Here is a 26,717-nt window from a genome sequence, read left to right on the forward strand (position 1 = left end):
CGTCGGGTGCGGAAGCGGGGATCCAAAAAACATGTCATGTCGGTCGCCCGAGAGTGCCGAACAGGACAGCAATCGCGACCGCGGTGAAGGCAAGTTTTGCTCTCACCACTCGATCCTCATTTTCTCACCGCCGGAGGTGGATGGCGCTGTTGCGTTGAAGAATTTTTCGCGACGGGCCTGGGCGAGATCCTTTTCGGACTGCTCGGTCTGTTGCCAGGTGCCCATCAGCGTCATCTGCTGTGACACAAGGCCACGAAGCTTTTGCATCTGGGCCACCTGCTGGGCCGCGATCTGATGGCCAACCTGCAGTGCCCGCATTTGCCCGTCGGCAGATTCAGACATGCCACGCAGCGAGGTCATCGTGCTCTCCTCGCTGTCAAACTGATTGGCGGTCAGGCTCGCCGCTTTGAGCGTGCTGGCGATTGTGTCGCGGTTGGTATCCGACCAGGTTTGGTAGCTTGTCGAGAACGTCTCCGCATTCGGAAGATTGGTCTTCAGATCGGCATAACTCTTGAACCGCTGGCTGAGTACATCGTCCGCATTTCCCATCGAAAACGAGATGCCCTGGCCTTGGTTGACGATGTCACGCAGACGATTGAGGTCACTCTCCACCTCACCCCAGATGTGATTGGGGAGCTGCGCCGTGTTCTGCAGCATGTTTTTATAGATGTTCAGCTGGTTTTGAATCTGCTCGGCCAACTGAGCGATCTGGGTGAGCTGGTTATCTACCTGCAGGCCGGAGCTCGTCATCAGATCGACGAGCTGCGCATTGTTCGCCAACTGCGTCCATTCGGTTGCTGCACCGGCCGCTGCGCCGGCGCGGGCAGGAACAACCGATGAAGTCGTGATGACCCCCGCAATGAGGCCGGCCACAATATTGCGCCAAAGTTCATGTCGAGAGCACATCTTCTACTCCTCTGATTTCGAGCCATTTGGACGGCCATTTGTCGCCATGTTCGGCCTGCAGTGATCGGATGCGTTTGAGGTCGTTCTTTCCGGACACGCCGACGAAACTGAGCGCGACGGGACCGAGAGCCATGTCGAACAGGCGACGGCCGTCAGGTGTTGCGACGTAATATTCCCGCTTGGGTGTTGCGGCAGCGACGATTTCGACCTGCCGCTCATTGAAGCCGAGGCGCTCATAGAATTCCCGGCTGCCTGGCTCGCGCGCTGTGCCGTTTGGCAGGCAGATCTTGGTCGGGCACGATTCCTTCAGGACATCGATGATGCCAGATCGCTCGGCGTCGGAAATCGACTGGGTTGCCAGAACGACCGCGCAGTTTGCCTTGCGCAGCACCTTCAACCATTCGCGGATCTTGCTACGAAACACCGGGTGTCCAAGCATCAGCCATGCTTCATCCAGCACGATCAGGCTTGGAGACCCGTCCAGTCGCTTTTCGATACGGTGAAACAGATAGGTGAGCACCGGGACTAGGCTGCGCTCGCCGAGGTTCATCAACTGCTCGATCTCGAAACATTGAAATGCCCGCAGTGTCAGCCCGTCATCTTCTGCATCGAGCAACTGTCCCATCGGCCCATCCACCGTATAGTGGTGGAGCGCATCCTTGATCTCGCGCATCTGGACGCCGCTGACGAAGTCGGACAGCGATCGACCTGGCGCTTTCGCCATCAGCCCGATCTGCCTTGAGATTGCGTTGCGATGATCAGGGGTGATCGCGACGCCCTGCAACGCGACGAGCATTTCGATCCATTCGCCTGCCCAGGCGCGATCCCCGTCCGAGGAGAGATCGAATAGCGGGCAGAACGCGAGCGCCCTCCCCTTTTCATCATCCGCCCCGATCTCGTAATGATCGCCGCCACAGGCCAAAGTCAGCGGCAGTAGCGAATTTCCTTTGTCGAAGGCAAAGATCTGCGCGAATTCATATCGCCTGAACTGCGCAACGATGAGAGCGAGCAGTGTCGACTTACCGGAACCTGTAGGGCCAAAGATCAGTGTGTGTCCGACATCATCGACATGCAGGTTCAATCGGAAGGGCGTCGAACCGCTGGCAACCTGCATGAGCGGTGGAGAACTTGGCGGATAAAGCGGGCACGGCGCGACCGGGCTGCCTGACCAGACAGAATTCAACGGGATGAAGTCTGCCAGGTTGCTGGTGTTGATCAGCGGTTCTCGGATGTTGGCGTACCAGTTTCCGGGAAGGCTGCCAAGGAAGGCATCGGTCGCATTCAGCGTTTCGATCCTCGCTCCGAAACCTTCGGCCTGGATCAGCCTCCGAATGGCCTCCGCCTTCTCCTGAAGGGCTGCAGCATCTTGATCGAAGAGAATGACGACCGGCGTGTAGTACCCGTAAGCGACCAGGTGGGACGACGCCTGGGCAATGGCATCCTCAGTTTCTGCCACCATCGTCATCGCGTCTTGGTCGACCGAGCGGCTTTGTGTCTGAAAAAGCTGATCAAAAAAGGGACGAACCTTTTGCTGCCATTTCTTGCGTGTCCGCTCCAGTTTCTGTCGCGCCTCATCGGCATCGAGGAAGATGAAACGGGATGACCAGCGGTAGGAGAGCGGCATGAGGTCGAGGCTGTTCAAGATGCCCGGCCAGCTTTCCGCCGGCAGCCCATCAATGGCGACGACACCAAGGAAGCGGTTTTCGATCCTGGGTGTCAGTCCGTGCTCAAGTTCGGCAGTCGCCACCCAGTCCAGATACATGGGAATTTCGGGCAAGCGGACCGGATGGTTTTCGCCCGTGATGCAAAATCGGACGAACTGGAGAAGATCATCATATCGGGCTGTCCGTTGGCCGCCCAAATCGAAGGTCGATCGTGTCTGCATCCGCGCGATCGAGACGGTGCTTGCCAGATATTGCTCGATCTCGCGGATCGTGTTCTTGAACAAAAACAGTACCGTGTCCGCATAAGATTGCTTGCGGCTGGCATCGTCCGAATAGATATATTTGCTCAGTGCGGTTTTGCGTGGTTCTGCCGGCCGATAGGTAAGGATGATCGCGTGCCTGCTTTCAAAATGCCCCTGCTCGCGGCTGAAATGTGCACGCCGTTCAGCCTCAATCGCGCGTGTAACCGTATCCGGAAAATGACTGCGATCCTCTGTGGGATAGTCGATCGTCGGGATCCTGATCGCCTCGACCTGGATCATCCAGCCGCTTCCAAGGCGTGACAGGATCATGTTGATCTGCCGTGAGAGCTCGTTGCGCTCGCTATTCGTCGCGCTTTCACTGTCCGGCCCGGCAAAATACCAACCTGCCAGCAGACTTCCGTCCTTCAGAAGCAGGACGCCGTCATCGACGAGGCCGGCATAGGGAACAAGATCGGCGAAAGACGGCCCGGTGTGGCGGAAACGTTTGAGTGCTGTCATGACCACACCCTCAATAGGTTCGCCATGGCGAGGTCGTCGCCCGGTAATACGGTTTGTAGGAAATGTGGCGCAGATAGACGTGACGCATCACAGGGTCGGTCTTGGCCATCATCCGCAATGCGCCGACAATGGCTATCCAGACCCCTGCACCTAGAATGGCCGAATAGACGGTCAGGACGACGAAAATCAGGATTACCGCAATCAGGCCGGTCAACAGCACCAGTTCCCGGTCCGCGCCGAGCAGAAGATTCGGGCGAGACAAGGCGCGATGAATGCGATTTCGGTGGAGACCGGGCAGATGTTCAGCCATCTGCGCCATCCTTTGTCCCCGAGGAAGGCGTTAGAGTAAGCTCTCCCGGCACGCCGACTGACGCGCCCGTTGCCCCAAAGAGGCCGACAATGGTCGTCGCGCCGAGCAGAATACCGGCAACAAGCACGACGTAGACAAGCCTGCGTGCGAAATCATTCAACTCGCCGCCGAAGATCAGCATCCCGCCGGCAATCGCGACCGCGGCCAGCGCGATATACCCGGCGACCGGACCGGTGATGGATTCCTGGATCTGTTCAAGCGGCCCTTCCCAGGGCAGGCTGCTGCCGGAACTTGCCAGTGCCGGAGCAACTGACAGCAGAATGATCGGGACCGTTGAGAATAAAGCGAACCATTTTTTATGCGACATCATGTGCCTCCTGTTCTTCCGTTGGTTCGTCCGACTGGATGTCGTATTGGCCATGGGCAAAGCGTTCGACATGGATGACGTCGCGCACGCGCCGCCCTCGCGGTGTCCTTTCAATCGAGATAACAAGATCGACGGCTTCGCCGATCACCTCGCGCATCGGCTGCTGGCTCGCCTCGGCCGTGAGCTGCTCGAGCCGCCTCAGGGCGGAGGTGGCAGTATTCGAGTGGATGGTCGCAACGCCGCCAGGATGGCCGGTGTTCCAGGCCTTCAGAAGGGTGAGTGCGGCGCCGTCGCGAACCTCGCCAACGATGATCCGATCCGGCCGCAGGCGCATCGTGCTCTTGAGGAGCCTCGGCATGTCGATCGTGTCGCTGGTGTGAAGCAATACCGCGTTGTCGGCGGTGCACTGGATTTCGGCCGTGTCCTCCAGGATGACGAGCCTGTCCATCGGCGCGTTGTTGACGATCTCGTCAATGACGGCATTGGCAAGCGTAGTTTTCCCTGAACCGGTGCCGCCGGAAATGATGATGTTGAGCCGCGCCGCGATCGCACTGCGAATGGTTCGGGCCTGGCTTGCGGACATCACGCCGGTGCGCACATAGTCATCCAGTGGCATCATTCGAGACGCCCGGCGCCGGATCGAGAACGCAGGCTTGGCCACGATCGGCGGCAGCAGGCCCTCGAACCGGTGTCCGCCGATCGGCAGTTCGCCGGAGATGATGGGCTGGTCGGTATCGACTTCCGACTGCAGTGCATGCGCGACCGTGCCGATGACCATCTCTGCAGCGGCCGCCGACATCTCGCCAATGGCAGCGACGCCTTGACCAAGTCGTTCGATGAAGAGTTTGCCGTCCGGGTTGAGCATGATCTCGACGACACTGACGTCATCGAGTGCTGCGCAAAGCTGATCGCCAAGGGCTTCCTGGAGTTTACGCACGAGGCGTGGATGAGAGCGAAGCTGGGTCATCACTTTCTCTTTCACGCGGCTCGGCTGGAAGACTGAGAAAAGCTGGAGCGGTAGGCTTCCGGCTGAAGAGCCGACAGCAGGTTGTCGGTGGCCGGAAGTATGCCGGCGACAGCCATTGTCACCCCGATTTGTTTCGGTGGGCCCAAGCGCTGCAGCGGCCATCCGACACGAGAAAGGATCCGCTCGAAGCGAAGATCGGTGACGGTCACGATTTCCGTGTAGCCGTTGATCAACGACCATTCGATGATGCCGGCAAACATCGTCAAGGTCGTTTCGTGGATCGAACCGCTACCCCTTCCCTCCTCGCAATTGGTATTCACGCAAAAGCGCGAACTTTCGATCATCGCAGGATGGGCGTGCAAAGTGCCGTTCGGTAGCAAGGTGGAGAAGACATCTCGGACCATGGTCGGCCCAAGGGCGGGCAGAAGGCGCGCGCACGCCAGAACTCGCTCTGCGTCATCGAGGGCAAGAACGTATGTTGGGTCAAGCTCGTCGAAGCGATCGAACTCAAGGCCATCTTTCACCGCGACGTCCCAACCAAGTCGGGTCGAGAACACATCCGCTCGCAGTTGGTACTGTTGGCGCAGAAGGACCGTTTGCGATGGCCCCTGTGATTTCGAAATTGCGATGATTTGCATGGCGGACACTCCTCGTCGTTTTCGTCGACGAGAAGGTCATCATAAAAAGATTGCCTCTGTGAATTGCAGAATTCTGTATGCCTGAGTCGGGTGAGTCGCAGCGCACGGAGATCGATTGCCCACGCCGCCAGAGTTACGAACAGTTTTCGGGAGCAGAATTTACCCTAGAACAAAGGTAGACTCACCAAGCCGAAGAAAAGTCGCCAACTTGTTGTAATCTAACTTGTATTAGAAACTGTGTGGCATAATTTTTCTCATACGCCGGCCCGTCGCGTTAAGACTTTGTTAACCTTAAACTCCTTGTCACATCCTGCGAATTGTCGATAATAACGGTTATAGGGCGGACTAGGCCCGTAAATCGTTATCTGGATGTTTTTTGACAATGAACGCTAATTCGATTCCTTCGGTGAAAATGCCGTTGCATTTCGAAGATCAGATCCTCGAACAGGGTGATTTGATATCGAAGAAGCTTCACCTGTTGAGCGTACAGGCATTCCCGCCGAATGCTCGAAAGAATCTGCGCGCCTTCACGCTGGCAGAGGTCGCAACTTACCTCAATGTGTCTCAAAGTACCCTTAAAAAGCTTCATCTTGAAGGCAAGGGCCCGTCGCCTCAGACATCATCGTCAGGTCGGCGAACCTACACTGCAGAACAGATGCTGGAGCTTCGACAGTACCTCGATCAAAACGGGCGATCTGAAAGCCGGATGTATGTTCCACACCGTCGCCCGGGTGAAAAGCTGCAGGTTATCGCTGTCGTCAATTTCAAGGGCGGATCTGGTAAGACCACGAGTGCCGCCCATTTGGCACAGTATCTGGCGCTGACCGGTCTTCGCGTCCTCGCGGTGGACCTCGATCCGCAGGCGTCTCTGTCATCTCTTTACGGTTTTCAGCCGGAACTCGATCAGGTTTCGTCGATCTACGACGCAATCAGGTATGATGATTTAAAGAAACCGCTGTCAGAAATCATTCGACCGACCAATTTTCCTGGTCTGGACATCGTGCCTGCAAATCTCGAATTGCAGGAGTACGAGTACGACACGCCGCTCGCCATGTCGAACCGTTCGTCGAACGAAGGAAAGACCTTCTTCACCCGCATTTCGCGGGCATTGCAGGAGGTTGAAGCTCAATACGACGTGGTCGTCGTGGACTGCCCACCTCAGCTCGGCTATCTGACCATCACCGCATTGACCGCTGCCACCAGTGTTCTCATCACCATCCATCCGCAGATGCTGGACGTCATGTCGATGGGACAGTTTCTCTTGATGTTGGGCGGAATCCTGAAGCCTATCCGGGCAGCTGGCGCTGAAGTGAATCTCGAATGGTATCGCTACCTGATCACACGATATGAGCCGACCGACGTGCCACAGTCCCAGATGGTCGGTTTCATGACGACCATGTTTAACGAGTTCATGCTCAAGAACCAGATGCTGAAATCGACGGCCATCTCAGATGCGGGCATCACGAAACAGTCTCTGTACGAGGTCGATAAGTCATCGATCAACCGCGGCACGTATGAGCGCGCGATTGAGTCGATGAATTCGGTTAACGGCGAAATCGCCTCTCTCATTCATGCATCGTGGGGGCGATGAAGTGTCAGCTGACAAAATTGAAAATTCGGTTCGCGATTACAACCCTGTAAGCAATGATTGGAGCGCGTGAATGGCCCGTAAAAACTTTCTCGCCGGTCTGAGCGACATCCCTGACACACAGGAAGCGACAACGCCAAGTTATCCGATGCGCGGCGCTTCAAAGACGATGATCCGCTCGCTTGATGAGATTGCAAAGCAGGCCGACAAGTTTCTTGAAGGCGAGGTAATCGTCGAGCTCGAGCCTGAACAGATCGATGGCTCGTTCATCACTGACAGGCTCGAAGACGACGACGCTGAATTTGTTGCGTTGGTGGATGCAATCAGAGCGAACGGACAAAACACCCCGATACTTGTTCGACCTCACCAAAGTGAGGACGGTCGGTACCAGGTTGTGTTTGGTCACAGAAGGTGGCGAGCGGCGAAGTCGCTCGGGCTGAAAGTTCGTGCTGTCGTGAAGCCGATGGACGACCAGACGCACGTCATTGCCCAAGGCCAGGAAAATTCTGCGCGAGCAAATCTGTCGTTCATCGAACGTGCGATGTTCGCCAGGGGTCTGGAAGAGAAAGGTTACGGACGCGAGGTCATCTCCACAGCCCTGTCGGCGAATGCCTCGTCACTTTCAAAAATGATGTCTGTGACGGAGCGTATTCCTGGGCAGCTTATCAGATTGATCGGCCCCTCCCCTGCCATCGGGCGTGAGCGCTGGATCGAGCTGTCATTGCTGGTGGGAAAGTCGTCCAATTCCGAAAAAGTCGATTCAGTTACACAAAAGACGGCATTTGCCGATCTCCCGTCGGATGAAAGGTTTTCAACGCTCTACGAAGCGTTGAACAAATCTGCTCGGCCGGTGAAGAAAACTGATCTGTCGACAAGCAAACAGACGTGGCAGCCAGCCGACAAGGCGGTGTCTGCTGAAATCACGAATTCCGGGAAGGCCTTTTCGCTGTCGATGAAAGCGAAAAACGCTAGCCGATTCGGAGATTACCTATCCTCCAGATTGGACGGCCTCTATGCCGAATTCCTGGAGAATGACCAGAAACACGGAGAATAAACCGCAAAAGAAAAAGGCCCCCAAACGACCTAAATCGTGGAAGCCTCTCTCGTATTCCTAGCAGATCGAGAATCGCATTTCCTCGAATCGTAGTCAAGAGTCTTAGGCATCGTTTTGGTGAGCGGATTTCTGTTGCCTAACTGAAGGCGAAGGAAAATGCAGTCGGGATATGTAACGACGCCATTCGGGCGGCGATCGATGACGCTTGCCTTGGTGCAGCGCCAGGTCGACACTGAACAAGCCAACAACAAGAGACCTGTCGAAAAATGGCGGGTATTTCGCGACGTGGGAGATGCGCGCGAACGTCTCGGTTTACAGGATCGGGCGCTGGCAGTGTTGAACGCTTTATTGTCGTTTTACCCGGCTGTAGAGCTGTCGGAAGACAACAATCTTGTCGTGTTCCCATCGAACGTGCAGCTCACCGCACGTGCGAATGGCATTTCGGGGACAACTCTGCGCAAGTGCCTGGCGAGCCTCGTCGATGCGGGTGTCATTATACGCAAGGACAGTCCTAACGGGAAACGATATGCCCGCAAGGGTTCCGGTGGATCGATTGAAGACGCCTACGGCTTTAGTCTAAGCCCCCTTTTGGCACGCGCAGCTGAGTTCGCCTCCCTTGCTCAAGAGGTCGCAGCGGAGCAAAGACGCTTCAGGATGATGAAGGATCGCTTGTCGGTCGTTCGACGTGATGTGCGAAAGCTGATTACAGCCGGCCTGGAAGAAGGGGTGCCAGGAAACTGGCAAGCTGTCGAGGATTGTTTCGTGGAAATCGTTTCGCGGATTCCTCGGCGCCCGAGCACCGCAGACATCCTCGATCGGTTGGACGAGATGACGCTTTTGCACGAAGAGGTCGTCAGCATCTTGGAAGATAACGATAATTCCAAAAAACCGGATAGCAATGCCATCGTATTTGGCTGCCACATACAGAATTCAAAATCCGAATCCTGCAATGAATCTGAACCTGCTCTGGAAAAAGTGCAGGGCGAAAAACCTGCGTCAATCAACGAGCGTGAGCGGAAGAAGAAACCTCAGGTATTTCCGTTGTCGGTGGTTTTGGCAGGCTGCCCGGAGATCGCAGGCTTAGGACCGGCCGGTGGTGTTTCAAGTTGGCGCGAATTGATGTCCGCGGCGGTTACCGTTCGATCGATGCTGGGCATCAGCCCGTCCGCATACCAAGACGCCTGTGAAGTCCTGGGAGATGTGGAGACGGCTATCGCGGTAGCATGCATCTACGAACGCTCAAACCACATCACTTCGGCTGGGGGCTATCTCCGCAATCTCACCGACAAGGCGAAACGAGGAAAGTTCTCGCTCGGACCCATGCTATATGCCCTCGTGAGGCAAAGTTCGTCCACAATCGGGCGAAGAGCTTGAGAATGAAAACTAAAATATGATAAGTACATGAAAAATATGAGGAAAATGCTTTTTTTGTCAGCAGACAACGTAAAAGGCTCCGTCGGATAGGAAGCATGTGGTGCCGAACCCGTGCGAACAATGCTCATGGTCCCCTTCTGTCGCCTTGCGACTATTTCCATGGTGCCGGGGGCAACAATTTGGATCGTGAGCGTCTCCGAGAGGAAGCGGGATCCAGCGCCCTCGCCGATGTGCAACAAGCGGCATTTCGTTTATGAAGAGGTCCACCGCACGAGGACCAGATCATAAATTTCTCCAACTTCACAGAGCCGGATGAGACGTGCAATCTAGACAGACATTCACCGCAGCCCCTCCCCGATCTAGGGCAAGGCGGTGTTTCAGGCGTGCATCGTAAACATCATCCGAAGGTATCGGGTCAATGAGTCGACGAAGACTTCTCGCGGATAAAATTCGGCCGTTTGTGGTTAGGCTAGACAATCTCGCAAGCCACATTCTGCACTGTCTTGGTTTAAGTGCAAAACCACATATCTGTGCGACCTGACTAGGCGGAGTGAAAGAGGAGTTCTCACTGGGCCGAAGCTGATGGCACTGCTACGGACACAAGTCGGCATAGCACTTTCGCTGTCGAATATACCTTGCCTCGGGCTCCCGAGTGTTGCTGCCATGAAACCCGGTTGGCAGCTTTAAAGACGGACAGCGGCCGTCAGCGATGGTACCTAGTCTGTTGCCGATGTTTCGGTAGAGGCTCCGTAGGAAGGCAGTTTGCCCATCAGTCGAAAATGAACCCCATCTGGGCAGAAGTCATGAAGTACCGTCCCGCTGAAATAGGGGCCGACCATTTTGCCTATCAGCTTGGAGCCGAACCCCATTTTTGACGGTGGGATGACAACCGGACCGCCCTCTTCCACCCAAGTGAGTTCGAACTTCCCATCTTCGGCGACAGTCCATTCAATTTGGACATTTCCTTTTTCACCCGAAAGCGCTCCATACTTTGCCGCATTGGTTGCAAGCTCGTGGATGGCAAGGGAAAGACCGAGCGCTTGAGCTGCAGTCAAGTCTTGAGACGGGCCGCTGGACTTTATACGCAGTCCGCCCGGATCATGAGATAATAAGGCATTGTCGAGAACGCTAATGATATCTGCCGAAGCACCTTCGGCTGATGTCAGGATATCCTGAGCCGTTGCCAAGGCCTTTACGCGCTTCGAGATCGACTCCCGCCCCTGCTCTAGGCTTGAGGCATTCCGGAGGGTTTGCGATACAATTGCCTCGACGATCGCCAATGTGTTCTTCATCCGGTGCGCTGCCTCGGAGATCACGTTTTTTCGACGCTCATCCTCTTCCTTCTGGCTCGTCAAGTCCTTCGTTACGACCCCGAAGCCAACGATCGATCCATCGGAATTCTTCATCGGGAACATGCTATAGAGGGCCGGAAACAGGTCGCCTGTCTTGAAATTGCGCAGCCGCAGTTCTCGTTCGCAACTCTGGCCGGCTTTGATGAGCGGCTTGACGTCTTGGGCGAAGATCGCGCGATCACTCTCGGCGATGAACTCCTGCACGTTTTGCGGAATGGTGTCGGTGACTTCCAGTCCGACCAGAGCCCGCGCTGCATCATTGAGAAACACGACCTTCCCGAATGCGTCGGCCATACCGATGAAATCCGAAGCCTGGCGAACAACCATCTCGAATTTCGCTTTTTCGGCTTCGGCTGACTTTGCCCGAGCCAGCAGCTTTTGCTGCTCCGCTATCGTCTTGCGCAGTTCGAGATGTGCCATAGTCTGCCGGGCAAGAAACTGCAGCATCGAAACCTGCGCATCGGTGAACTCGCGCACCCGATAGTCCAGGACACAGATGGTGCCGATCGGCAATCCCTCTTCGGTTTTCAGGAGCGCGCCGGCATAGGCGCGAAGAAAAGGCGCCTCGGTCACCAGTGGATTGCAGTCGAGACGAGGATCCTTGGTGGCATCCGGAATGACCATGACCTCGGCTTCAAGAAGCGCATGAGCGCAGATCGCGGTCTCAAGCGGAGTAGAGCGGACGCCGAGGCCGACTTCAGCCTTGAAGAACTGCCGGGTAGTGTCGACGAGATTGACGACGGCTATCGGCGCTCCGCAGATCTCGGATGCGACCCTCGCGAGTTCATCGAAGTCGGCTTCTCTTGGCGTATCGAGGACGTCGAAGCTGTGGAGTGCCTCCGATCGCTCGGTTTCGCTCCACGAACTGCGAGGAGCAAAAACTGTCTCGGGTTGAACGTCAGGCATCAGCATTATCGTTCCGTTCGGTCGGCGGTGATTTATGGGGTGACCTCAAGCTCGAGCAGGGTCGCTGCGAGTTGGTCTTCTGAGACTGGTTTGGAGAGAAAACGAGCGCCTGTGGGGAGGGTACCATCCAGTGGCTTGTAGCGTCCCGAGATCACAATGATCTTGCAGCCGGTCCAGCGAGCGGACGTGAGTTTGGCGAGCGCAATGCCATTCATCGATCCCGGCATGTCGATATCCGTCAAAAGCGCCTGCACCCCAGGTGCCTTTTCCAGCTCCATCAATGCTTCGTCGGCGTTGGCAGCTTCGATGACGGCAAAACCGCTGTCTGCCAAGACATCGGCAAGATCCATGCGGATGAGGCCATCATCCTCTACAAGAAGCACCGGTAGCTTTATCGACATTCAATGCTCCTGCTGAAACGTGTCGAGGTCGGCGCTGATCGTGCATCGCAGCCCGCTCTCTTCGAAATCGAGTGTGACTTTGCTATCTGCTGTGCCGTTCAGCCCTGCCGAGATGAGCCGGAGGCCTGAGCCAGTGTTCTGCGGAACGGCCACAGATGGGCCACCGGTCTCAACCCAAGACATTTCGAACCTGTCGGACTTGGGGCCTGTAACACGCCAGTTTAAAATAATTTCCCCCTCCGTGGTCGACAAGGCGCCGTATTTGACGGCGTTGGTTGCTAACTCGTGGAGGATCAGGGATAATGACAGGGAAGGGCGGGAGCCGACCTTAAGCCTTGGTCCGCAAAGACTAATCCGGGGATTGCCGGGATCGTCGTAGAGTGCTGTCATTTGCTCGACCAGTTGAATGACGGTCGAGGCGCCCCTCCCTCCTTCCAAGATAGTATCGTGCGCCGCACTCAGCACGCCGATACGTTCTGAAAGCTTTTTACGCGCAGAGGTCAGGTCCTCGGCATTGCGTAATGTCTGCGAGGCGATCGATTGGACCATGGCGAGCTGGTTCTTGAGACGATGGCCGAGTTCGTGCGACAGGAGCTGGCGATGCTCTTCTTCCGCATTCATCTCCGTAACGTCACGGGTCTGGACAAGAATGCCGCTGATCGATCCGTCGTCCTGACGCATCGGCTGGTAGACGAGGTCAATCAAACGGTTTTGCTTTTCGCCGTCGGCGCCGCGGTTGAGCTCGATCGGAAGGTTTCTGGCGATGTAGGGCTCGCCAGTCGTATAGACGCTATCGAGAAGCCCGATGAAGCCCTGGCGCACGACCTCGGCCATCGCCTCCGCAACAGGCCTACCAATGATGTCGCGATCGACCCCAATCATCGAATAGTATTCGTCATTGGCGAATTCGAAGACATGATCGGGACCGGTCAGCATGGCGATGCCACCCTGGCTAAGTTCAAAGACCTGCTTGAAACGTTCCTTTTCCCGGCGCTCTGCGTGTCGCAGGGCAACCTCCGCCGTGATCTCGGTACAGGCACAAAACATCCCGAGCACCGTACCCCAAGGGTCACGAACAGGGGTGTATGAAAACGCGAAGTGCGTTTCCTCCGGATAACCCTTCCGATGCATCAGGAACTCAATGTCATCCATTGCCGTCCCGATCCCATTATAGGCATCAGTCATAATGGGATCGACTTGATCCCAAATGTCATGCCAGAGATCGTGGAATGACCCGCCAAACGCGGCCGGATGACGATTGCCACACATCGCCGCATAGCCATCATTATACAGGGTCGTTTGCGAGGGGCCCCAGACGATCAGCATCGGCTGCAGCGAGCCGAGCATGACGCTGAGCAGCGTCTGCAGCTCAACGCACCAGCTTTTCTGAGACCCTAATGGTGATGTTGCCCAGTCGAAATTCGCGCTCAACCGGCGACAGTCTGGATTGGCTTCCAGTGACAATTCTTGCGTTCCCCTGCCCGCGCTCGCGCAGAAACGCATCGCAGTCTGTTTCGTTCCTTACGGACGGTGCGGGGTGGCAACAAAAGGAGCGTCGACGTCAAGATCGTGTTAGCGAGCCGGGTCGAAGGGGAGAGGTGTATCGTTGGCGGGCTCCACAGCGGCTATACCGTCCAGAATCGAAAGGTCATCAGCCGCCAGTCTTGCCTTCGCCGGCAACGCAGCCACTATCATGACATGCTCTTGCTCGTCGAAAGGTTCCGTCAGGTTGGCCGACACGACCGGATGAAGGCAAACGGCCGGATCAGGCTCCATGACGCCTAACCGCGTGCTTCGAAGTCAACGGACGTCGGTGCACGCGGCTCTGCTGGTATGGGCTCAGTTGCTTCGGTAGCGAGCCAGCCAATGCGCGTAAGCAGGCGGTAGAGTTGCCCAGGCCGCATCTTGGATGCCTAGCTTCTTTGCGGCGGCATACGGCCAGTGCGGGTCCGTGAGCAGGGGCCGGCCAAGCATGACAAGATCCGTCTTCCCTTCCCCGATGAGAGCGTCGGCCTGCTCGGGGTCGCTGATAAACCAGCTCATCGATGCTGGCAGGTCAGTCTCGGCGTGGACACGTGCTGCGGTCTCGGCCAGGAAATTCGGACCCCAGGGGATCTGAGCCGTCGGTGTGGAGAACCCGACGCTGACATCGATAGCGTCAAGGCCCGCCGCCTTAAAGCGATTGACGAGCGCGATCGACTCCTGGAGTGTCTCTTCGTCGCGCCCATCGAATTCGATCACGCCGAACCGGGCGGTGAGGGGGCGATCCTCAGGCCAGACTTTGCGCACGGCGGCGAGGGTTTCCAGCAGGAACCGACCTCGGTTTTCAGCGCTTCCGCCATATTCGTCCGTTCGCTGGTTGGAATGCACGGAGAAGAAGCTCTGAGCGAGATAGCCGTGGGCAAAATGCAGCATGAGCCATTCGAACCCGGCATCCCGCGCGCGCTCCGCTGCAGCGACAAAATCCTGCTGCACGCGAACGATATCTTCCTTTGTCATCTCGGCAGGTACCTTTCCGAGATCTCCACCAAACGCGAGTGCCGAGGGGGCAATGGTTGCCCAGCCGCGCGGGTCACCATCGGCGATGTGATCGTCACCTTCCCAAGGACGATTGGCGCTGGCCTTGCGGCCGGCATGGGCGATCTGGATGCCCGGTGTTGAACCGGCGGCCTTGATTGCCTGGACGATCGGGCGAAGCGCTTCGGCCTGTGCGTCGTTCCAGATGCCTAGATCGGAAGGAGTGATCCGGCCTTCTTCTGAGACAGCAGTTGCCTCGAGAATGACCAGCGCCGCACCGCCTCGTGCTAGGCCTGCATAATGCGGAAGGTGCCAATCGGAAACGATGCCATCGGTCGCCATGTACTGGCACATTGGCGATACCGCGATCCGATTGCGCAGGGTGATGCCTTTGAGGCTAAAGGTATCGAAAAGCTTGGCCATGATGGTACTCCGTTTCATCGTGGCGGTGATCTAGCTCTTCGTTAGTTCGATTACAATAGAACAATGGCAATAGACCTGTTTCGATGCTAAGGGTGGTGTCATGAGAGTTATGAAGCACCCAGCCATTCAAGAAGTCAGCATCGAGCAAGTGTTCTACGCGTTGAGCGACCCCGTGCGCCTCGAGATTGTGCAGAAACTTTGCATCACCGACGAGGCCAGTTGCAGTGCACTGGATGGCGGGCGACCAAAGTCTAGCGTGTCTCATCACTTTCGGGTATTGCGCGAGGCAGGGTTGGTATGGACCCGCAACGAAGGCGTCACGCACATGAATATGCTGCGGCGCGCCGAGCTTGACGAGCGTTTCCCTGGACTGCTTGATGTCGTCGCTGCAGCCATCCCCAACGGCAAGGGTGAGACGCGACTGGGCTGCTAGAGCCGCTTTGACAGAGGCCTTGCATCTGCCAATGTTGGTCGCCGGTGACCTACATAAAAATACAACTTGGCACCACGTCTATTGGCTCTCAAAAGGGCTGCCATCAAGGTGGCTAATGCCATCTTGATGGCAAGTGGGCTGAGCTGTATAGTGGAGGCAAAGGAGTTCGTTATGGCAGCACCACAGCTTTCCGTTCGCAGTTCTAAGGCGCGAGATCTGGCACACCGACTTGCCCGCCGCGAAAACCGCACGATCGCCGACATTGTCGAGCGCGCGCTGGAGACCTATGAAGCCCGTGAAGCGGGCCGCGAGCCGGCATCTGAATTTTATAAGCGCATCACTGCGCAGTCGGGCACGGATATCGATTTGGATGTGGTGATCGAAGCTAACCGGATCCCTCATCAAGGGATTGAGCTTTGATTTTCCTGGATACCAATGTCGTATCTGAGACCTTGAAGAAGGCGCCAGACAGTGCCGTCATCGCTTGGTTGGTACGCTACGATGTAGAATTGGCTCTGCCGACCGTTGTTGTTGCGGAAATCGCGTTTGGCATCCAGAAGATCCGTCCGGATCAACGGGCGGAGCGCCTGGATGAGGGGTTGGCGAACTGGCGGCGCCGCTTTTCCGATCGCATGTTCGGCCTTACGGAAGAGGCTGCGCTCGCCTACGGAGAAATCATGGGCATAGCCTCGCGGGTAGGGCAGGGAATGTCGGCGCCTGACGGTATGATCGCAGCCATTGCCCGTGTTAACGGTGGGCGTCTCGCCACCCGCAATCTCAAGGACTTCAAAACCACGGGACTGGAACTGATATCTCCTTGGGATTTTTGACGTCAATAGCTGACGTCCGGTAGACATCGTTAACTCAGCATCCGCGCTGCCTTACCGCTGCGCCGAGTGGCATTGTTGTAATAACTTGAAGCCTGTTGGACTGAACGATGTCGAGACTGTTCCATTGCTTCGGGTAGGGGGATGCCGCGGTTTGCTGCTTCAGTCAGATAGCCGGATCGCAGCCCGTGCGCAGAAAACTCCCTAGGCTGAAGCCCCGCCATCTCCGCCCGCTGCTTGACGATTGCGTTGATCGCACTCGGCTCTAGCGCCCGCTTCGAAACATTGCCCCACCGATCGACCTTTCGGAAGACAACGCCGGTATCGTTTGAAGCCGCGAACCAAGCATCGAGCGCTTCCACCGGACGACCGGTGAGATAGACGACCTCGTCATGATCGGCGCCCGATGTTTTTGTCCGGCCGAGATGAATGGCGAGAGAGGGGAGGGGAGGGCTATCGGATACTGCGATCGGCGCCTCTTTGGTCAGCTGCTCGACGCGCAGTCCGGCGATCTCGCTGCGGCGACGGCCGCCGGAGGCAAATGCCACCATCAAAATCGCCCGATCACGGAGGTCGCGCAGGTTGCCACTTGCGCAGGTCGCCAGCATTTTTGCCAGCACGTCTGCTGTGACCGCCTTGGCACTCTTGCGTTTTCGGGGCCGTGGCGTCGCGCGCACGGCAAGGCGGATGGCAGACTTGAGGGCAGGGGAGGAGAAGGTGCCGGAAAGCCCGCGCCATTTCGTCAGCGTCGACCAGGTGGCCAGACGCCGGCGCACCGTGTCGGGCGCGTGCGGACCTAGGACTTTCAGGAAACGTTGGTCGCGCAAGCTCGTCTCGACATCGGCCGGCATGCCGTGGTTGGGGTCGTCAGTACGCTTTGCCGGATCCCACAGGTGGTGTGCGACAAATTTCAACAGCATCGCCTCAGGGGCCGGCCATGGCAAAGAGGTGCCTGTCGCCGCCAGCGACCAGGCCTGCAGATAGGCGAGATCGGAGGTGAGTGCCCGAAGGGTATTTTCGCCCATGCCTTCGTTGACCAAGTGGCGTAGCGTTTCGACATCCTGATCGGTCAGAAGTTCCGCCAACTCGTCGCGGCGTTCCATTGGCAGTACGGCTGTGGATCTTAGCTCCCGATTTCAATTGAAGCGCTAAGCGAGAAATTCGTCGCTGAAATCTTCCCTTACGATTTCACTCCTGAGTAGGGGAGGGACCGACTAAAGTCCTGATGCCTTGGTCAGATTCACGCGGAAGCGATCCCGCCGCCGCTGATATCTACGGGTCATCTCCGCTGAAGCATGACCGAGCTGTTTCTGGACGTAACGCTCGTCGACTTCAGCGGAAGAAGCCAAGCCGGCGCGAAGGGAATGGCCGGAGAACTTGAAGGCGCGTTCAAACTCGCTGAGATCGCCCCGCACGCCTGCGGCCATTGCGGCCCTTTTCACAAGCCGAGCGACCTCCTTGTCGTTCAGCCGTTCCGAGCCGACAGCTTTCCCTTGCCCCGTCACCCGGCGAAAAAGAGGGCCATGAGCCAGCTTAGCGAACTTGATCCAGATCTCGATTGCGGCGACCGGGCAGGTCGCATCGGCCGATCCGCGGCCGACCTCGACCTCTCGCCATCCGGTTTTACCGCGCAGGGTAATAAGCATGCCCTTGTCGATGATCTCGATCCAACCGCGGCCGTCTTCAGTCTGGTCCGCCTTCAGATCGAGGCCGACGATCTCGGAGCGCCGAAGACCTCCAGCAAAGCCGATTAGCAGCATCGCCCGGTCGCGCATGCCGCGCAGGGTGCCGCGATCGAGCGTTTCTAGCATGGCGATGATGTCGGTCGCCATGACCGCTTCCTTCTGGACCGGTGGGCGGGCATGGCTGTTACGAATGCCGGCCATGACAATGGCGATATGCCGGTCCTTGCGATCGAGGCTCAGGCCGCGTTGCGCATAATTCCACGAAATCGACGAGAGGCGGCGCTCAATCGTCGAAACGGAATTTGCCTTTGCTCCGCGGTCAACGGATCCCGAGGCGCAGGCTGTGATGTAGAGACCGACGGTCGCCGGATGTGGCGGGAGGGGGGAAAGACTGGAGCGACGGCACCAGGCAGAAAAGTGCTTCCAGTCGGATGCGTAGGCTTTTCTAGTGTTGATTGAGCTGGCTGCCTCGACGTAGCTCCGCGCGCGATCGGTGAGGTCTTGCAGGTGGCCCGACAGGCTGGACCCCGGTTGTGGGGCAGGGGAGGGGATTTCTGCTCTGGAAATGGAAGGCTCGTCCGCCACAGCTCGTCCACCGAGAATGTCGCTCATCTCACGCTTCCCATGGATTGGCCACGGCTGCGCCTGTATCCTCAAAGTCCTTGACGTTGCGAGTGACGAGGATCAGGTCATGGACAATTGCAGTGGCTGCGATCAGCCCGTCGATGTCGCCGCGCGGGCGGATCGCGGCGATGCGGCCCCATTCGACTGCGATCTCGTCGGTCACCGTGAGGATGCGCTCAGCATGATCGTGGCGCAGCTTGCGCAGCCATTCGGCAAGATGTGCCGCAGCCCTGGGATCTGTTTTTTGTTTCAAGGCAATACCACGCATGATCTCACCAAGCGTCAGCGCACTCAAGTGGACGCTGAGAGGATCGACAGAGCGCAGCCACGACACTGCCTGTGGTGTGCCCCGCCTTGCCTCCGAGACGATATTCGTATCCACTAGATACATCAAAAGGCCACGTCGCGGCTTGAGACTTTGGCCCGTGCGTCGACCGCGTCGGTGAAGGCGTCATCCCAAGGCGGACCGGCAAGCAGGTCATCGACCAAAGTCGGTCGCCCTGCGCGCAAAGCGTCATAGTCTTTTGCGGACAAGACAACCGCCGTGCGCTCGCCACGCACGGTTATCTCTTGCGGGCCCTCAAAGCGGGCTTTTTGCACTACTTTCGAAAATTGGTTTTTAGCGTCCTGCAGCTGCCAATCCATGAATCTGCTCCGATCTAGCTAGGCTGTCTAGCCACAATTAGCACCGTTCTCGATTATCTGAAAGCGGCGAAATGCGCATTTAAAAGTAAAATCTTGGCGTTTGTGGCGTATGCATTGATAATAGCAAAGATGTCCGATAATGCAAGATTATCGGACGTATTATATCGCCGACATGCCGTGCGGTTAAGCGCAATATTGCTGGCATAAACTGCGCATTCGATTTAAAGTCGACGCATGAATTCATTCGCGCGCTCCGCTTCAGCCCTACCTGCCTGGTCACACCGCGTGCCGGGATGGGCACTGTCGCGTGGTCGCGACATCAACGAGACAGACGCCGCCTTTGGCGCTGGCATCGCTCTGAAATTGCTCGACGATCTGATCCGCGCCGACCCTTCATGGCTCGGCTGCTGGCGCGATCGGCTTGCCCTCAAATCGGCTGCCGTCGCTGCCAAGATGCTTGGCCGCAGCGAAGACGAAGGTGCTATCCGGGACGCCGTCCTGCTGACCGTCGCCGGTGACGATCCCGGCCCGGCCGGAAAGCTGTTTCTGGCAACACGAATGTTGATGCGCCGATCCGCATCAGTCTCCACCTCATTCGTAAAGGAGATCGCCGATCTTTCTGGCAGTCGGTGGGACGACGGACTTGCCTCAGTTCCCGATATCGTCGATTCTGCCATCCAGTCCGGGCGAGCAGCACCCTTCGCGGTGGCGGACCTTATTACGGCGATCTTTGCCGTTCGTCCAGATGCCGAGGTGCTGGCGCTTGGGCTGGCCGAGGCCGTTCTGGCGCATAAACTGAGTTGGCCGAAGTCCGTGCCGCTGCTGTTGCCCGAACGGTTTGGCCCCTCGTTCCGTACCATCGGCGGACGCGGCCGGGTTCGCCCAGGCGAGCCGGCCTATCCCAAAGCAATCTGTATGGCGCTGTTCGACGGCGTCGACGCCGCGTTGCGCTCCGCCGTCGAAATCGATCGTCGTGCGGCGCTATTGTTATCCGTGGCGCCGAAGGTGCGCACCAAGGGCGCCGAGCCTGTCATCCGTAGATTGCTGAACGAAGACGCCGTGCCGGCCTCGGTGCCCGGCAGCAGTCTGTCGCGCTGGGCGGCCACACGGCTGTTCGAGCGTCTCGAAAGTTTCGAGGCGGTGCGGGAGCTGTCCGGCCGCACCTCCTTCCGGATATTTGGGTTGTGACCATGGCGGAAGCGTGCACAGCCAAGACCGGTCGGCGTCAGGCTAAAGAACGACAGGACGTGCTCTTCGATCGCGAGCTCGAAGACTTGCCATCAGATCTGCGCTGGCGGGAATGGATGATGCGGGTGGAGGCGGTAATCTTTGCTTCTGCCGAACCCGTTAGCCGCGAGACGCTGGCGCGGGTGGTCGGAAAAGACTGCAGCATCGATCTGCTGATCGACGATCTTGTCGAGGAACTTCGGGACCGACCCTATGAACTGGTCTTGGTCGCCGGCGGTTGGCACCATCGAACGCGGCCGCGGTTCGCCGAGACGATCCGCGCGTCTTCGGCGCCGACGAGGGGAGGGGTGGCTGCGCTCTCGGAGTTCGAGGCGATGGTGCTGATGGCGGTGGGATATTTCCAGCCGGTCACTCGCGGCGAGCTTTCGAAAATATTTGGTAAGGAGGTCAGCCGCGACGTTATCGGTAACTTGCGGGCCGTGGGGTTCATCGGCTCTGGGCCGCGCAGCCCGACGCCGGGTGCGCCTTACACCTACGTGACCACCAAGCATTTCCTGTCCACGTTCGGCATGGAGACGCTACGGGATCTGCCGGACATCGAAGCGCTTGAGGACGCTGGCATGCTGGGCCAACTTGCGGCCCAAACCGGGGTCGCAGCGTTTGAGTTTGATGGAGCGAACGACGACATAGAGTGACGGTATGAGACGGGAGCAACTGTGACCGTTAGTTCGATATGGCTTGAGCTAATTCCAAAATCTGATGCCGGAGCCGTTTGGGAAGTTTCCAGTAAGACTTGTTCAGAGTGTGCCCTTCGCTTGTTTGTAGGAATCTGATAATCGGGTCTGCCGGGTCAATCGAGGCCCCATCGGCAATAGCAACTGGCTTAGCCTCTCCAAAAAAAGCTGAGACGTTAACGTTGAGGAGCGTTGCTATTTCCTGAAGGCGACTTGCACTAATTCGGTTAATGCCGCTCTCGTATTTCTGGATTTGTTGAAAAGTAAGCCCGAGCGCAGTTCCGAGAGAACTCTGGCTTATTCCTGCAAACTGCCGGAACTGGCGCAAGTTTTCGCCAACCGAGACGTCTATTGGGTTTGGTGATTTTTTTTGCATGCCAGTTTCCTCTTACTCGGTTTTCATAGGGGGATGGGGCATGCCCGTGTCCCTGCATAGATGTTTCCGCGCTGCGCGCTCTTCTGGGAGAGTTCAAGTTTGCCCAATGAGGTTTAGCGGGCAGTTGACGAGGCGAACGAACGGCTGGCGACGGCATTGTGCTCCACAGGCATCAGTTGATAAGCTCCACCGGTACCCAGACGGTGACGTTGAAGCCGATCGCAGGATCAAAGCTCTCCGGCGCCAGCAGAGCATTGCCATGTTCCTTTGCAAACCAGCGGGCGACATCAGCATTGTAGATCTCTTCCACGACCTCTTGAACTTTACCGGCAGCGGCCAGCACGCCGCCATGCGTCATCTTCGCCGTGTTGACATGCACCAGCTTGCGCTTGGCTGGTGAACCACCATCGGAGACCGCTACTGCCAGTCGTGCATGTCCATAGCTTTTGACGCGTACTTTCAGGCGGGGCGGGCGGTAGGCATCGAACTGGTCATTGATTTCAACGATGCGGGCAATGACCTCCTCCTCGCTGATCTGCACCTGCGGCGCCACATCGGCAACGACATCGAGTTGATAGTCAAAATTCTGGCGTGTGATCTCTTCGGCATGATGGGCATAGGCCAGATGTTTGACCGGCAGCGCTTTCAGCCAGCGCATGCGCTGCGCAATCGCCATTGACTTCGCCGCTTCCTCACCAAGGCGGCCGATTGAAAAGCTCTCGCGTTTCTGGCCCTCATTGGTCATCAGCGTCGCCTGCCAGACGTCACCCTCTTCGGTTTCGACCCGGCGCACGCCTGAGATGCCGCTCTTGTTGTTCTTGCGGATTTTTACCGCCTGTTCGAGATTGGTCGGCGGGGGCAGAGCGGTGATGATGGCATCACGATAAGCACGTGCCTGGGCATAGGCGGTATCCGATGATCCGTAGATACTGTCCTTGAACAGCCGGACGATCTTTGTGCCACGGCGACGCAGTGCCACCGTCCAGCCACCGCCACGTCGTTCATTCGGCTCCTCGCGATTGAGCGCATAGGTGTCGGCGTCATCTGCGGGCGGCGCGATCGTTTGCCTGTCGTCTTTTTTTCTGGCCAAGTGTTCGTCCGCCTGCCTGCATTGCCTCATCCCGCACCCCAAGCCGAAACCGGTTCGATCGAAGCGCGGCACCAAAGATGCCGGTCTCGCCGATTTTTGCAACAGACAATGCCCGCATTCCGCTGCAGCTTTTGCAACTGCTGGGTCCCGTAAATTCCCCCTATTTACAAATCGCCGCCCATTCAGGGTTGACCTGCCGCATCGCGGCTCTAGTTTTCGCCGCGATTAAGACGTGCATTTTTTGGCATCACTGGTTTCCGCTTTCTGGTTCCCGTGGTGCTTTTCTTGGTTTTCAGATTGCCGGAGCCACTTATGGACAATGCATCTTCTGCCGCCGATTTCATCCAGGCGAGCCGTATCCTGAAAATCAACTCGCCGCTGGGAGAAGATCAGCTTCTGCCCGAGCGCGTGACCATCGAGGAAGGCATTTCCTCGCTGTTCGAGATCCGTCTCGTCGCCCGCACCAAGAAAGCGCAGATCAAGCCAGAAGAACTGATCGGCAGGCTGCTCGATGTCTCGGTGGAAGTGCAGCAGGGTGATGGCGAAGACGGCTCTGCCATCCGCCGCCCGTTCAACGGCCTTGTCACCCAGCTGAACGAAGGTCCGCCAATCACCCGCGGCCTGCGCTCCTATGCGATGGTACTGCGACCGCAGATGTGGCTGCTCACCCGCCGCTCCGATTGCCGCATCTGGATGGATAAGACCGCGGTGGAAATCGCCGAGATCCTGTTTTCCGAACATGGCATTCCGGCACCGGACACATCGGGCGTGATTACATCACCACCCAAACAGCATTACTCCGTTCAATGGAACGAGACGGATTTCGCTTATTTATCAAGGCGTTTCGAGGAAGACGGGCTATTCTACTGGTTCAGCCATGAGGATGGCAAGCACAAGCTTCATGTCGCCGACACCGCCAATGGCTGGCTTGGACCATCACCGTCCGCGCAGGGCGAGGGCAGGGTGCGCCTGGCTCAAGGATCGTCCGACCGCAACCACATTAACGAATGGGCACGACAGTTTTCTTACGTTCCAGGCCAACGTGCCGGCGCCGACTGGAATTTCGAGACGCCGCGCATGGTGCCGGGCACGATGACGCCGTCTCTAGTGCAGATGCCGGATGCCACCAAGCGCGAGCTTTACGAATACCCGGCCCGTATCTCATCGGTGGCCGAGGCCGAGCGTGCTCAAAAACTGCGGTCGCAGGCGTCGGAAGCAGATCATGACAGGGTTTATGGCGCCTCAACATCGCGCATCATTGAAACTGGCCGTCGTTTCACCCCTTACGAAGTCGCACATCCCGATCATGCTTATGACGAACATGTAGTCATCAAGTTGGTTCAGACGGTGGTTGATCGCTCCTACGAGACCAACAGTAACGAACCGGAATATCGCAACGAATTCGAAGCCGTGCCGTCCCGCGTGCCGATGACGCCGCACCGGGAAACAAAACGGCCGCGCATCGAGGGCACGCAGGTGGCGATCGTCGCGGGTCCCGAGGGTGAAGAAATCCATCCGGACCAGTATGGCCGCATCAAGGTGTGGTTCCCGTGGGACCGCAAGGCCAAGAAGGACGGATCCGATACCTGCTGGGTGCGTGTCGCGCAAAGCTGGGCAGGTTCAACCTGGGGCGGGCAGGTCATTCCACGCATCGGCATGGAGGTGATGATTGCCTATGTTGATGGTGATCCGGACCGGCCGCTGGTGACCGGAGTCGTGCCCAACCCGAGCAATTCTGTTCCTTATGACTTGCCGGCCAATAAGACGCGCATGGTCATTCGCTCGAATACGCACAAGGGCCAAGGTTTCAACGAAATGTCCTTCGAAGACGAGGCGGGCAAGGAGAACATGTTCTTCCATGCCCAGAAGGATCAGACCATCAAAGTGCTTAACAACCGCAATAAACGGGTTGAAGCTCACGAAATTGAAAGCATCGGCCAAAACAGAAACGTCGATGTTGGCGGGAACCACCAGGAACGAGTGGCTGGAAACAGGACCCTTTCGGTCGGGGGCGGCGGATCTGCGCTCCTTGGCATACTAAGTTCTGTTGTCTCTGCTGGTGGCAAATTCATGCAAAAACATGCCAGCCAAACCGGAAGCGAAGGGGTGTCGAAATTCGCTAACGCTGTAGCGCAGGTGGGACAGGCTGCAGAGGCCATGAGTATGAACGCCAATACGGAGTTTAGCCAGGCAGCGAATCATCGAACTGTAGGTGGAACCGATCAAGCTTCAAAAGGTAGTTCGATAGGCGATTTGCTTTCCAATCTCTTGCCTGGATCGGGAGTGTTCAGCACCGTTATCGAGAAATTCAGGTCCGACACGGTCGGTCTTGCTCGTACCGAGCAGATTGGCCTCTACAAGAACACCGTCGTAGGCCACACCCAGACAACTTCCGTGGGCAAAATGAAAAAAGAACTGGTCGGGGAAACCTATGAAATGGAGGCCAAGCAGAGCATTTTCTCGCGCACAAAAAAATACACTCTGATGGCGAAGGAGAAAATGGTGATTGGTGGCCCAGGCGGCACGATTACGATTGATGAGACCGGCGTAACGATCAAAGCCAAACACATCTGGCTGAAAAGTCCGCAACTCGATATCGAGAGCGGTTCTCCGGATGGTACGAACCTATCCTCGGAAAAGCCGTTTGTACAAGATTGTTCGGCGACCAGTGCGAAGACTTCGTGAGAATTGGTCCATCTAACAATTCGCGCCACCGTTGACATGATGACGCTGGCCTTCCTCAAAACGTCACACCGAGGCTCTCAGGATGTCCGAGATATTCACGCAAGAGCAAAGAGCATTTATCGCACAGAATCTGATTGATGGAGTAGACCAGCTTTCCCAAGCCGGTGTCGAGCAGCACCATCTCTTTGCAATAATCGACGCCTCCCGCAATCCCAATGTCATCTCCACTGTGTTGCAGGCGATGACTGACGAATGTGAGTGTCTCTACAGGGGACAGGCTCGCGAAAACCACGCTGATAGCTCGCCATGGCTTGTCAAAATCGGGTCCAATACGAGCACGTTGGACTGGATAATGGAGGAAGTTTATGGAACGCGAGGCTGCATATTTTTCACATCATCGAATTCGCTCGATTGGAACGCCAATCATTTCCGCAAATTCATTAAGGTGAAAAACTCAGCGGGAGAGCTGATTTTCTTCCGCTTCTTCGACCCGCTGCTATTCAACGGTTTCGTTGATGTTTTTTCCCGCCAGCAGCGAGAAGCTTTTTTCGATGGTATCGGTACCGTATATGCGGAATTTAGCCGTTTCGTGCTCGTTGCGAACCGTTTGACCGATGAGGGGCAGCTGGAGCGTCTCACGATTGTTGCGCCCGATTGGGATGGTCGTGACGAGCCGCCTTCTCCCTCACAGTTTCAGCCAGTCCCGCTACCGCAAATCGACATGAGCGGTTCGTCCGTCAGACCTTATTTGACTTTTTCCCAGGCACAACTTGAGGCGCCCTACCTACGCAATCCGGTGCTGATGATCGATAGCGTGGTAAATTACCTGTTCGACTACTTCCCCGACAGTCGCAACCTGTTCACGCTATCGCACATGCAGATCATGGCGGAAGCCGCGCTAATCAAGGCTCGACATTACAAGATTTTCACCGAGGCGGAGATATGTGCGTTCGCAGCACTGATGTGGCGCTTTTCTCCAAACTTCGACGATGTGCCGGCCCTCAAAAAAGTTCTCGTTCTGCCGGCTCCAGCAGAAGAAAGACTGGAAATTCTCTACACACGGACGCCGCAACGGTATTGGAATGCCGCAGAGCGTGGACGAGACGAGGAGCATTGGGTGCGGATCATAGAGGAGGCGGCGTGACGGACCATGTCTAATCACCTCGGAAGCGCAAAACGGACGATCGGATCCGATCCGGAAT

General features: G+C 57.1%; 26 protein-coding genes. 10 read left to right on the plus strand and 16 right to left on the minus strand.

Annotated elements, in window-relative coordinates; translation table 11 throughout:
• Nucleotides 1-102: 102 nt before the first annotated feature.
• The 6 genes from trbJ to traI are packed head-to-tail and all read right to left on the minus strand — an operon-like array spanning nucleotide 103 to nucleotide 5,613.
• Complete coding sequence (gene trbJ, locus GAO09_RS10450) at nucleotides 103-906, minus strand: P-type conjugative transfer protein TrbJ (RefSeq protein ID WP_153353958.1); 804 nt, start codon at nucleotides 904-906, stop codon at nucleotides 103-105.
• Nucleotides 890-3,331, minus strand: a complete 2,442-nt coding sequence (locus GAO09_RS10455; protein WP_153353959.1) for a conjugal transfer protein TrbE — start codon at nucleotides 3,329-3,331, stop codon at nucleotides 890-892. The genes trbJ and GAO09_RS10455 overlap by 17 nt, the downstream gene beginning before the upstream one ends.
• Before the next feature lie 10 nt (nucleotides 3,332-3,341).
• Entirely contained in the window at nucleotides 3,342-3,641 is a 300-nt protein-coding gene (locus tag GAO09_RS10460; RefSeq protein ID WP_153353960.1) for a conjugal transfer protein TrbD, read from the minus strand.
• Nucleotides 3,634-4,008: a TrbC/VirB2 family protein gene (locus tag GAO09_RS10465; RefSeq protein ID WP_153353961.1), complete on the minus strand. Its 375-nt coding sequence runs from the start codon at nucleotides 4,006-4,008 to the stop codon at nucleotides 3,634-3,636. Before GAO09_RS10465 ends, GAO09_RS10460 begins: the two co-directional genes overlap by 8 nt.
• Nucleotides 3,998-4,975: a P-type conjugative transfer ATPase TrbB gene (gene trbB / locus GAO09_RS10470; protein WP_153353962.1), complete on the minus strand. Its 978-nt coding sequence runs from the start codon at nucleotides 4,973-4,975 to the stop codon at nucleotides 3,998-4,000. The genes GAO09_RS10465 and trbB overlap by 11 nt, the downstream gene beginning before the upstream one ends.
• An 11-nt stretch (nucleotides 4,976-4,986) precedes the next feature.
• A complete protein-coding gene (traI, locus tag GAO09_RS10475; RefSeq protein ID WP_153353963.1) occupies nucleotides 4,987-5,613 on the minus strand; it encodes an acyl-homoserine-lactone synthase in 627 nt (208 codons plus the stop codon).
• A gap of 382 nt (nucleotides 5,614-5,995) precedes the next feature.
• Between traI and repA the strand changes: the two genes are divergently transcribed.
• The 3 genes from repA to repC all read left to right on the plus strand — a co-directional run bounded on the left by repA (nucleotide 5,996) and on the right by repC (nucleotide 9,629).
• Entirely contained in the window at nucleotides 5,996-7,204 is a 1,209-nt protein-coding gene (repA, locus tag GAO09_RS10480; RefSeq protein WP_153353964.1) for a plasmid partitioning protein RepA, read from the plus strand.
• Nucleotides 7,205-7,274: 70 nt separating this feature from the next.
• Nucleotides 7,275-8,255: a plasmid partitioning protein RepB gene (gene repB / locus GAO09_RS10485; RefSeq protein WP_153353965.1), complete on the plus strand. Its 981-nt coding sequence runs from the start codon at nucleotides 7,275-7,277 to the stop codon at nucleotides 8,253-8,255.
• A 156-nt stretch (nucleotides 8,256-8,411) separates the two neighbouring features.
• Entirely contained in the window at nucleotides 8,412-9,629 is a 1,218-nt protein-coding gene (repC, locus tag GAO09_RS10490; RefSeq protein WP_153353966.1) for a plasmid replication protein RepC, read from the plus strand.
• 716 nt (nucleotides 9,630-10,345) lie between these two features.
• Here the strand turns inward: repC and GAO09_RS10495 are convergent.
• The 4 genes from GAO09_RS10495 to GAO09_RS10510 form a co-directional block, all read right to left on the minus strand.
• Complete coding sequence (locus tag GAO09_RS10495) at nucleotides 10,346-11,893, minus strand: HWE histidine kinase domain-containing protein (RefSeq protein WP_153353967.1); 1,548 nt, start codon at nucleotides 11,891-11,893, stop codon at nucleotides 10,346-10,348.
• 26 nt (nucleotides 11,894-11,919) lie between these two features.
• Nucleotides 11,920-12,288, minus strand: a complete 369-nt coding sequence (locus GAO09_RS10500; RefSeq protein WP_153353968.1) for a response regulator — start codon at nucleotides 12,286-12,288, stop codon at nucleotides 11,920-11,922.
• The gene (locus GAO09_RS10505) at nucleotides 12,289-13,752 is read right to left on the minus strand and encodes a sensor histidine kinase (protein WP_209018686.1); all 1,464 of its coding nucleotides are present in this window, start codon (nucleotides 13,750-13,752) and stop codon (nucleotides 12,289-12,291) included.
• Nucleotides 13,753-14,127: 375 nt separating this feature from the next.
• The gene (locus GAO09_RS10510; RefSeq protein ID WP_153353970.1) at nucleotides 14,128-15,228 is read right to left on the minus strand and encodes an NADH:flavin oxidoreductase/NADH oxidase; all 1,101 of its coding nucleotides are present in this window, start codon (nucleotides 15,226-15,228) and stop codon (nucleotides 14,128-14,130) included.
• 100 nt (nucleotides 15,229-15,328) lie between these two features.
• Between GAO09_RS10510 and GAO09_RS10515 the strand changes: the two genes are divergently transcribed.
• The 3 genes from GAO09_RS10515 to GAO09_RS10525 all read left to right on the plus strand — a co-directional run bounded on the left by GAO09_RS10515 (nucleotide 15,329) and on the right by GAO09_RS10525 (nucleotide 16,491).
• On the plus strand, nucleotides 15,329-15,661 hold the full coding sequence (locus tag GAO09_RS10515; protein ID WP_153353971.1) for an ArsR/SmtB family transcription factor: 333 nt from the start codon (nucleotides 15,329-15,331) through the stop codon (nucleotides 15,659-15,661).
• Nucleotides 15,662-15,832: 171 nt separating this feature from the next.
• Nucleotides 15,833-16,081 carry a type II toxin-antitoxin system VapB family antitoxin gene (locus tag GAO09_RS10520; protein ID WP_153353972.1) on the plus strand — a complete coding sequence of 83 codons (249 nt, stop codon included), beginning with the start codon at nucleotides 15,833-15,835 and terminating at the stop codon, nucleotides 16,079-16,081.
• Nucleotides 16,078-16,491: a type II toxin-antitoxin system VapC family toxin gene (locus tag GAO09_RS10525; protein ID WP_153353973.1), complete on the plus strand. Its 414-nt coding sequence runs from the start codon at nucleotides 16,078-16,080 to the stop codon at nucleotides 16,489-16,491. Before GAO09_RS10520 ends, GAO09_RS10525 begins: the two co-directional genes overlap by 4 nt.
• Before the next feature lie 29 nt (nucleotides 16,492-16,520).
• On the opposite strand, the gene GAO09_RS10530 is transcribed toward GAO09_RS10525, so the two are convergent.
• The 4 genes from GAO09_RS10530 to GAO09_RS10545 form a co-directional block, all read right to left on the minus strand.
• Nucleotides 16,521-17,591, minus strand: a complete 1,071-nt coding sequence (locus GAO09_RS10530) for a site-specific integrase (protein WP_153353974.1) — start codon at nucleotides 17,589-17,591, stop codon at nucleotides 16,521-16,523.
• 111 nt (nucleotides 17,592-17,702) lie between these two features.
• Nucleotides 17,703-18,785: a site-specific integrase gene (locus GAO09_RS10535; RefSeq protein WP_153353975.1), complete on the minus strand. Its 1,083-nt coding sequence runs from the start codon at nucleotides 18,783-18,785 to the stop codon at nucleotides 17,703-17,705.
• Nucleotide 18,786: 1 nt separating this feature from the next.
• Nucleotides 18,787-19,188 (minus strand): type II toxin-antitoxin system VapC family toxin, encoded by a 402-nt coding sequence (locus GAO09_RS10540; RefSeq protein WP_153353976.1) that lies wholly within the window; start codon nucleotides 19,186-19,188, stop codon nucleotides 18,787-18,789.
• The gene (locus tag GAO09_RS10545; protein WP_111564548.1) at nucleotides 19,188-19,442 is read right to left on the minus strand and encodes a type II toxin-antitoxin system Phd/YefM family antitoxin; all 255 of its coding nucleotides are present in this window, start codon (nucleotides 19,440-19,442) and stop codon (nucleotides 19,188-19,190) included. The genes GAO09_RS10540 and GAO09_RS10545 overlap by 1 nt, the downstream gene beginning before the upstream one ends.
• A gap of 234 nt (nucleotides 19,443-19,676) precedes the next feature.
• On the opposite strand from GAO09_RS10545, the gene GAO09_RS10550 reads away from it, so the two are divergent.
• Nucleotides 19,677-20,630 carry a DUF1403 family protein gene (locus GAO09_RS10550; protein WP_153353977.1) on the plus strand — a complete coding sequence of 318 codons (954 nt, stop codon included), beginning with the start codon at nucleotides 19,677-19,679 and terminating at the stop codon, nucleotides 20,628-20,630.
• 2 nt (nucleotides 20,631-20,632) lie between these two features.
• Nucleotides 20,633-21,325, plus strand: a complete 693-nt coding sequence (scpB, locus tag GAO09_RS10555) for an SMC-Scp complex subunit ScpB (RefSeq protein ID WP_153354139.1) — start codon at nucleotides 20,633-20,635, stop codon at nucleotides 21,323-21,325.
• A gap of 28 nt (nucleotides 21,326-21,353) precedes the next feature.
• On the opposite strand, the gene GAO09_RS10560 is transcribed toward scpB, so the two are convergent.
• Entirely contained in the window at nucleotides 21,354-21,740 is a 387-nt protein-coding gene (locus GAO09_RS10560) for a helix-turn-helix domain-containing protein (protein WP_153353978.1), read from the minus strand.
• 172 nt (nucleotides 21,741-21,912) lie between these two features.
• A complete protein-coding gene (locus GAO09_RS10565) occupies nucleotides 21,913-22,830 on the minus strand; it encodes a hypothetical protein (protein WP_153353979.1) in 918 nt (305 codons plus the stop codon).
• Nucleotides 22,831-23,142: 312 nt separating this feature from the next.
• Here GAO09_RS10565 and tssI point away from each other — a divergent pair, with 312 nt between their 5' ends.
• Nucleotides 23,143-25,515 (plus strand): type VI secretion system tip protein TssI/VgrG, encoded by a 2,373-nt coding sequence (gene tssI, locus GAO09_RS10570; RefSeq protein WP_153353980.1) that lies wholly within the window; start codon nucleotides 23,143-23,145, stop codon nucleotides 25,513-25,515.
• Nucleotides 25,516-25,597: 82 nt separating this feature from the next.
• Nucleotides 25,598-26,659 (plus strand): DUF4123 domain-containing protein, encoded by a 1,062-nt coding sequence (locus GAO09_RS10575; RefSeq protein ID WP_153353981.1) that lies wholly within the window; start codon nucleotides 25,598-25,600, stop codon nucleotides 26,657-26,659.
• The last annotated feature ends 58 nt before the right edge of the window (nucleotides 26,660-26,717 follow it).

It is taken from the genome of Endobacterium cereale (assembly GCF_009617585.1).
In the GTDB taxonomy this organism is placed as follows: Bacteria; Pseudomonadota; Alphaproteobacteria; order Rhizobiales; family Rhizobiaceae; genus Neorhizobium; species Neorhizobium cereale.

Coding starts and splice junctions, on each gene's coding strand:
- GAO09_RS10540 (WP_153353976.1), bottom strand. CDS start 19,188: ATGTATCTAGTGGATACGAATATCGTCTCGGAGGCAAGGCGGGGCACA.
- repA (WP_153353964.1), top strand. CDS start 5,996: ATGAACGCTAATTCGATTCCTTCGGTGAAAATGCCGTTGCATTTCGAA.
- trbB (WP_153353962.1), bottom strand. CDS start 4,975: ATGACCCAGCTTCGCTCTCATCCACGCCTCGTGCGTAAACTCCAGGAA.
- GAO09_RS10520 (WP_153353972.1), top strand. CDS start 15,833: ATGGCAGCACCACAGCTTTCCGTTCGCAGTTCTAAGGCGCGAGATCTG.
- GAO09_RS10530 (WP_153353974.1), bottom strand. CDS start 17,591: ATGGAACGCCGCGACGAGTTGGCGGAACTTCTGACCGATCAGGATGTC.
- GAO09_RS10575 (WP_153353981.1), top strand. CDS start 25,598: ATGTCCGAGATATTCACGCAAGAGCAAAGAGCATTTATCGCACAGAAT.
- GAO09_RS10500 (WP_153353968.1), bottom strand. CDS start 12,288: ATGTCGATAAAGCTACCGGTGCTTCTTGTAGAGGATGATGGCCTCATC.
- GAO09_RS10510 (WP_153353970.1), bottom strand. CDS start 15,228: ATGGCCAAGCTTTTCGATACCTTTAGCCTCAAAGGCATCACCCTGCGC.
- repB (WP_153353965.1), top strand. CDS start 7,275: ATGGCCCGTAAAAACTTTCTCGCCGGTCTGAGCGACATCCCTGACACA.
- GAO09_RS10550 (WP_153353977.1), top strand. CDS start 19,677: ATGAATTCATTCGCGCGCTCCGCTTCAGCCCTACCTGCCTGGTCACAC.
- GAO09_RS10460 (WP_153353960.1), bottom strand. CDS start 3,641: ATGGCTGAACATCTGCCCGGTCTCCACCGAAATCGCATTCATCGCGCC.
- GAO09_RS10545 (WP_111564548.1), bottom strand. CDS start 19,442: ATGGATTGGCAGCTGCAGGACGCTAAAAACCAATTTTCGAAAGTAGTG.
- GAO09_RS10535 (WP_153353975.1), bottom strand. CDS start 18,785: ATGAGCGACATTCTCGGTGGACGAGCTGTGGCGGACGAGCCTTCCATT.
- GAO09_RS10465 (WP_153353961.1), bottom strand. CDS start 4,008: ATGTCGCATAAAAAATGGTTCGCTTTATTCTCAACGGTCCCGATCATT.
- trbJ (WP_153353958.1), bottom strand. CDS start 906: ATGTGCTCTCGACATGAACTTTGGCGCAATATTGTGGCCGGCCTCATT.
- traI (WP_153353963.1), bottom strand. CDS start 5,613: ATGCAAATCATCGCAATTTCGAAATCACAGGGGCCATCGCAAACGGTC.
- GAO09_RS10495 (WP_153353967.1), bottom strand. CDS start 11,893: ATGCTGATGCCTGACGTTCAACCCGAGACAGTTTTTGCTCCTCGCAGT.
- scpB (WP_153354139.1), top strand. CDS start 20,633: ATGGCGGAAGCGTGCACAGCCAAGACCGGTCGGCGTCAGGCTAAAGAA.
- repC (WP_153353966.1), top strand. CDS start 8,412: ATGCAGTCGGGATATGTAACGACGCCATTCGGGCGGCGATCGATGACG.
- GAO09_RS10560 (WP_153353978.1), bottom strand. CDS start 21,740: ATGCAAAAAAAATCACCAAACCCAATAGACGTCTCGGTTGGCGAAAAC.
- GAO09_RS10455 (WP_153353959.1), bottom strand. CDS start 3,331: ATGACAGCACTCAAACGTTTCCGCCACACCGGGCCGTCTTTCGCCGAT.
- GAO09_RS10515 (WP_153353971.1), top strand. CDS start 15,329: ATGAGAGTTATGAAGCACCCAGCCATTCAAGAAGTCAGCATCGAGCAA.
- tssI (WP_153353980.1), top strand. CDS start 23,143: ATGGACAATGCATCTTCTGCCGCCGATTTCATCCAGGCGAGCCGTATC.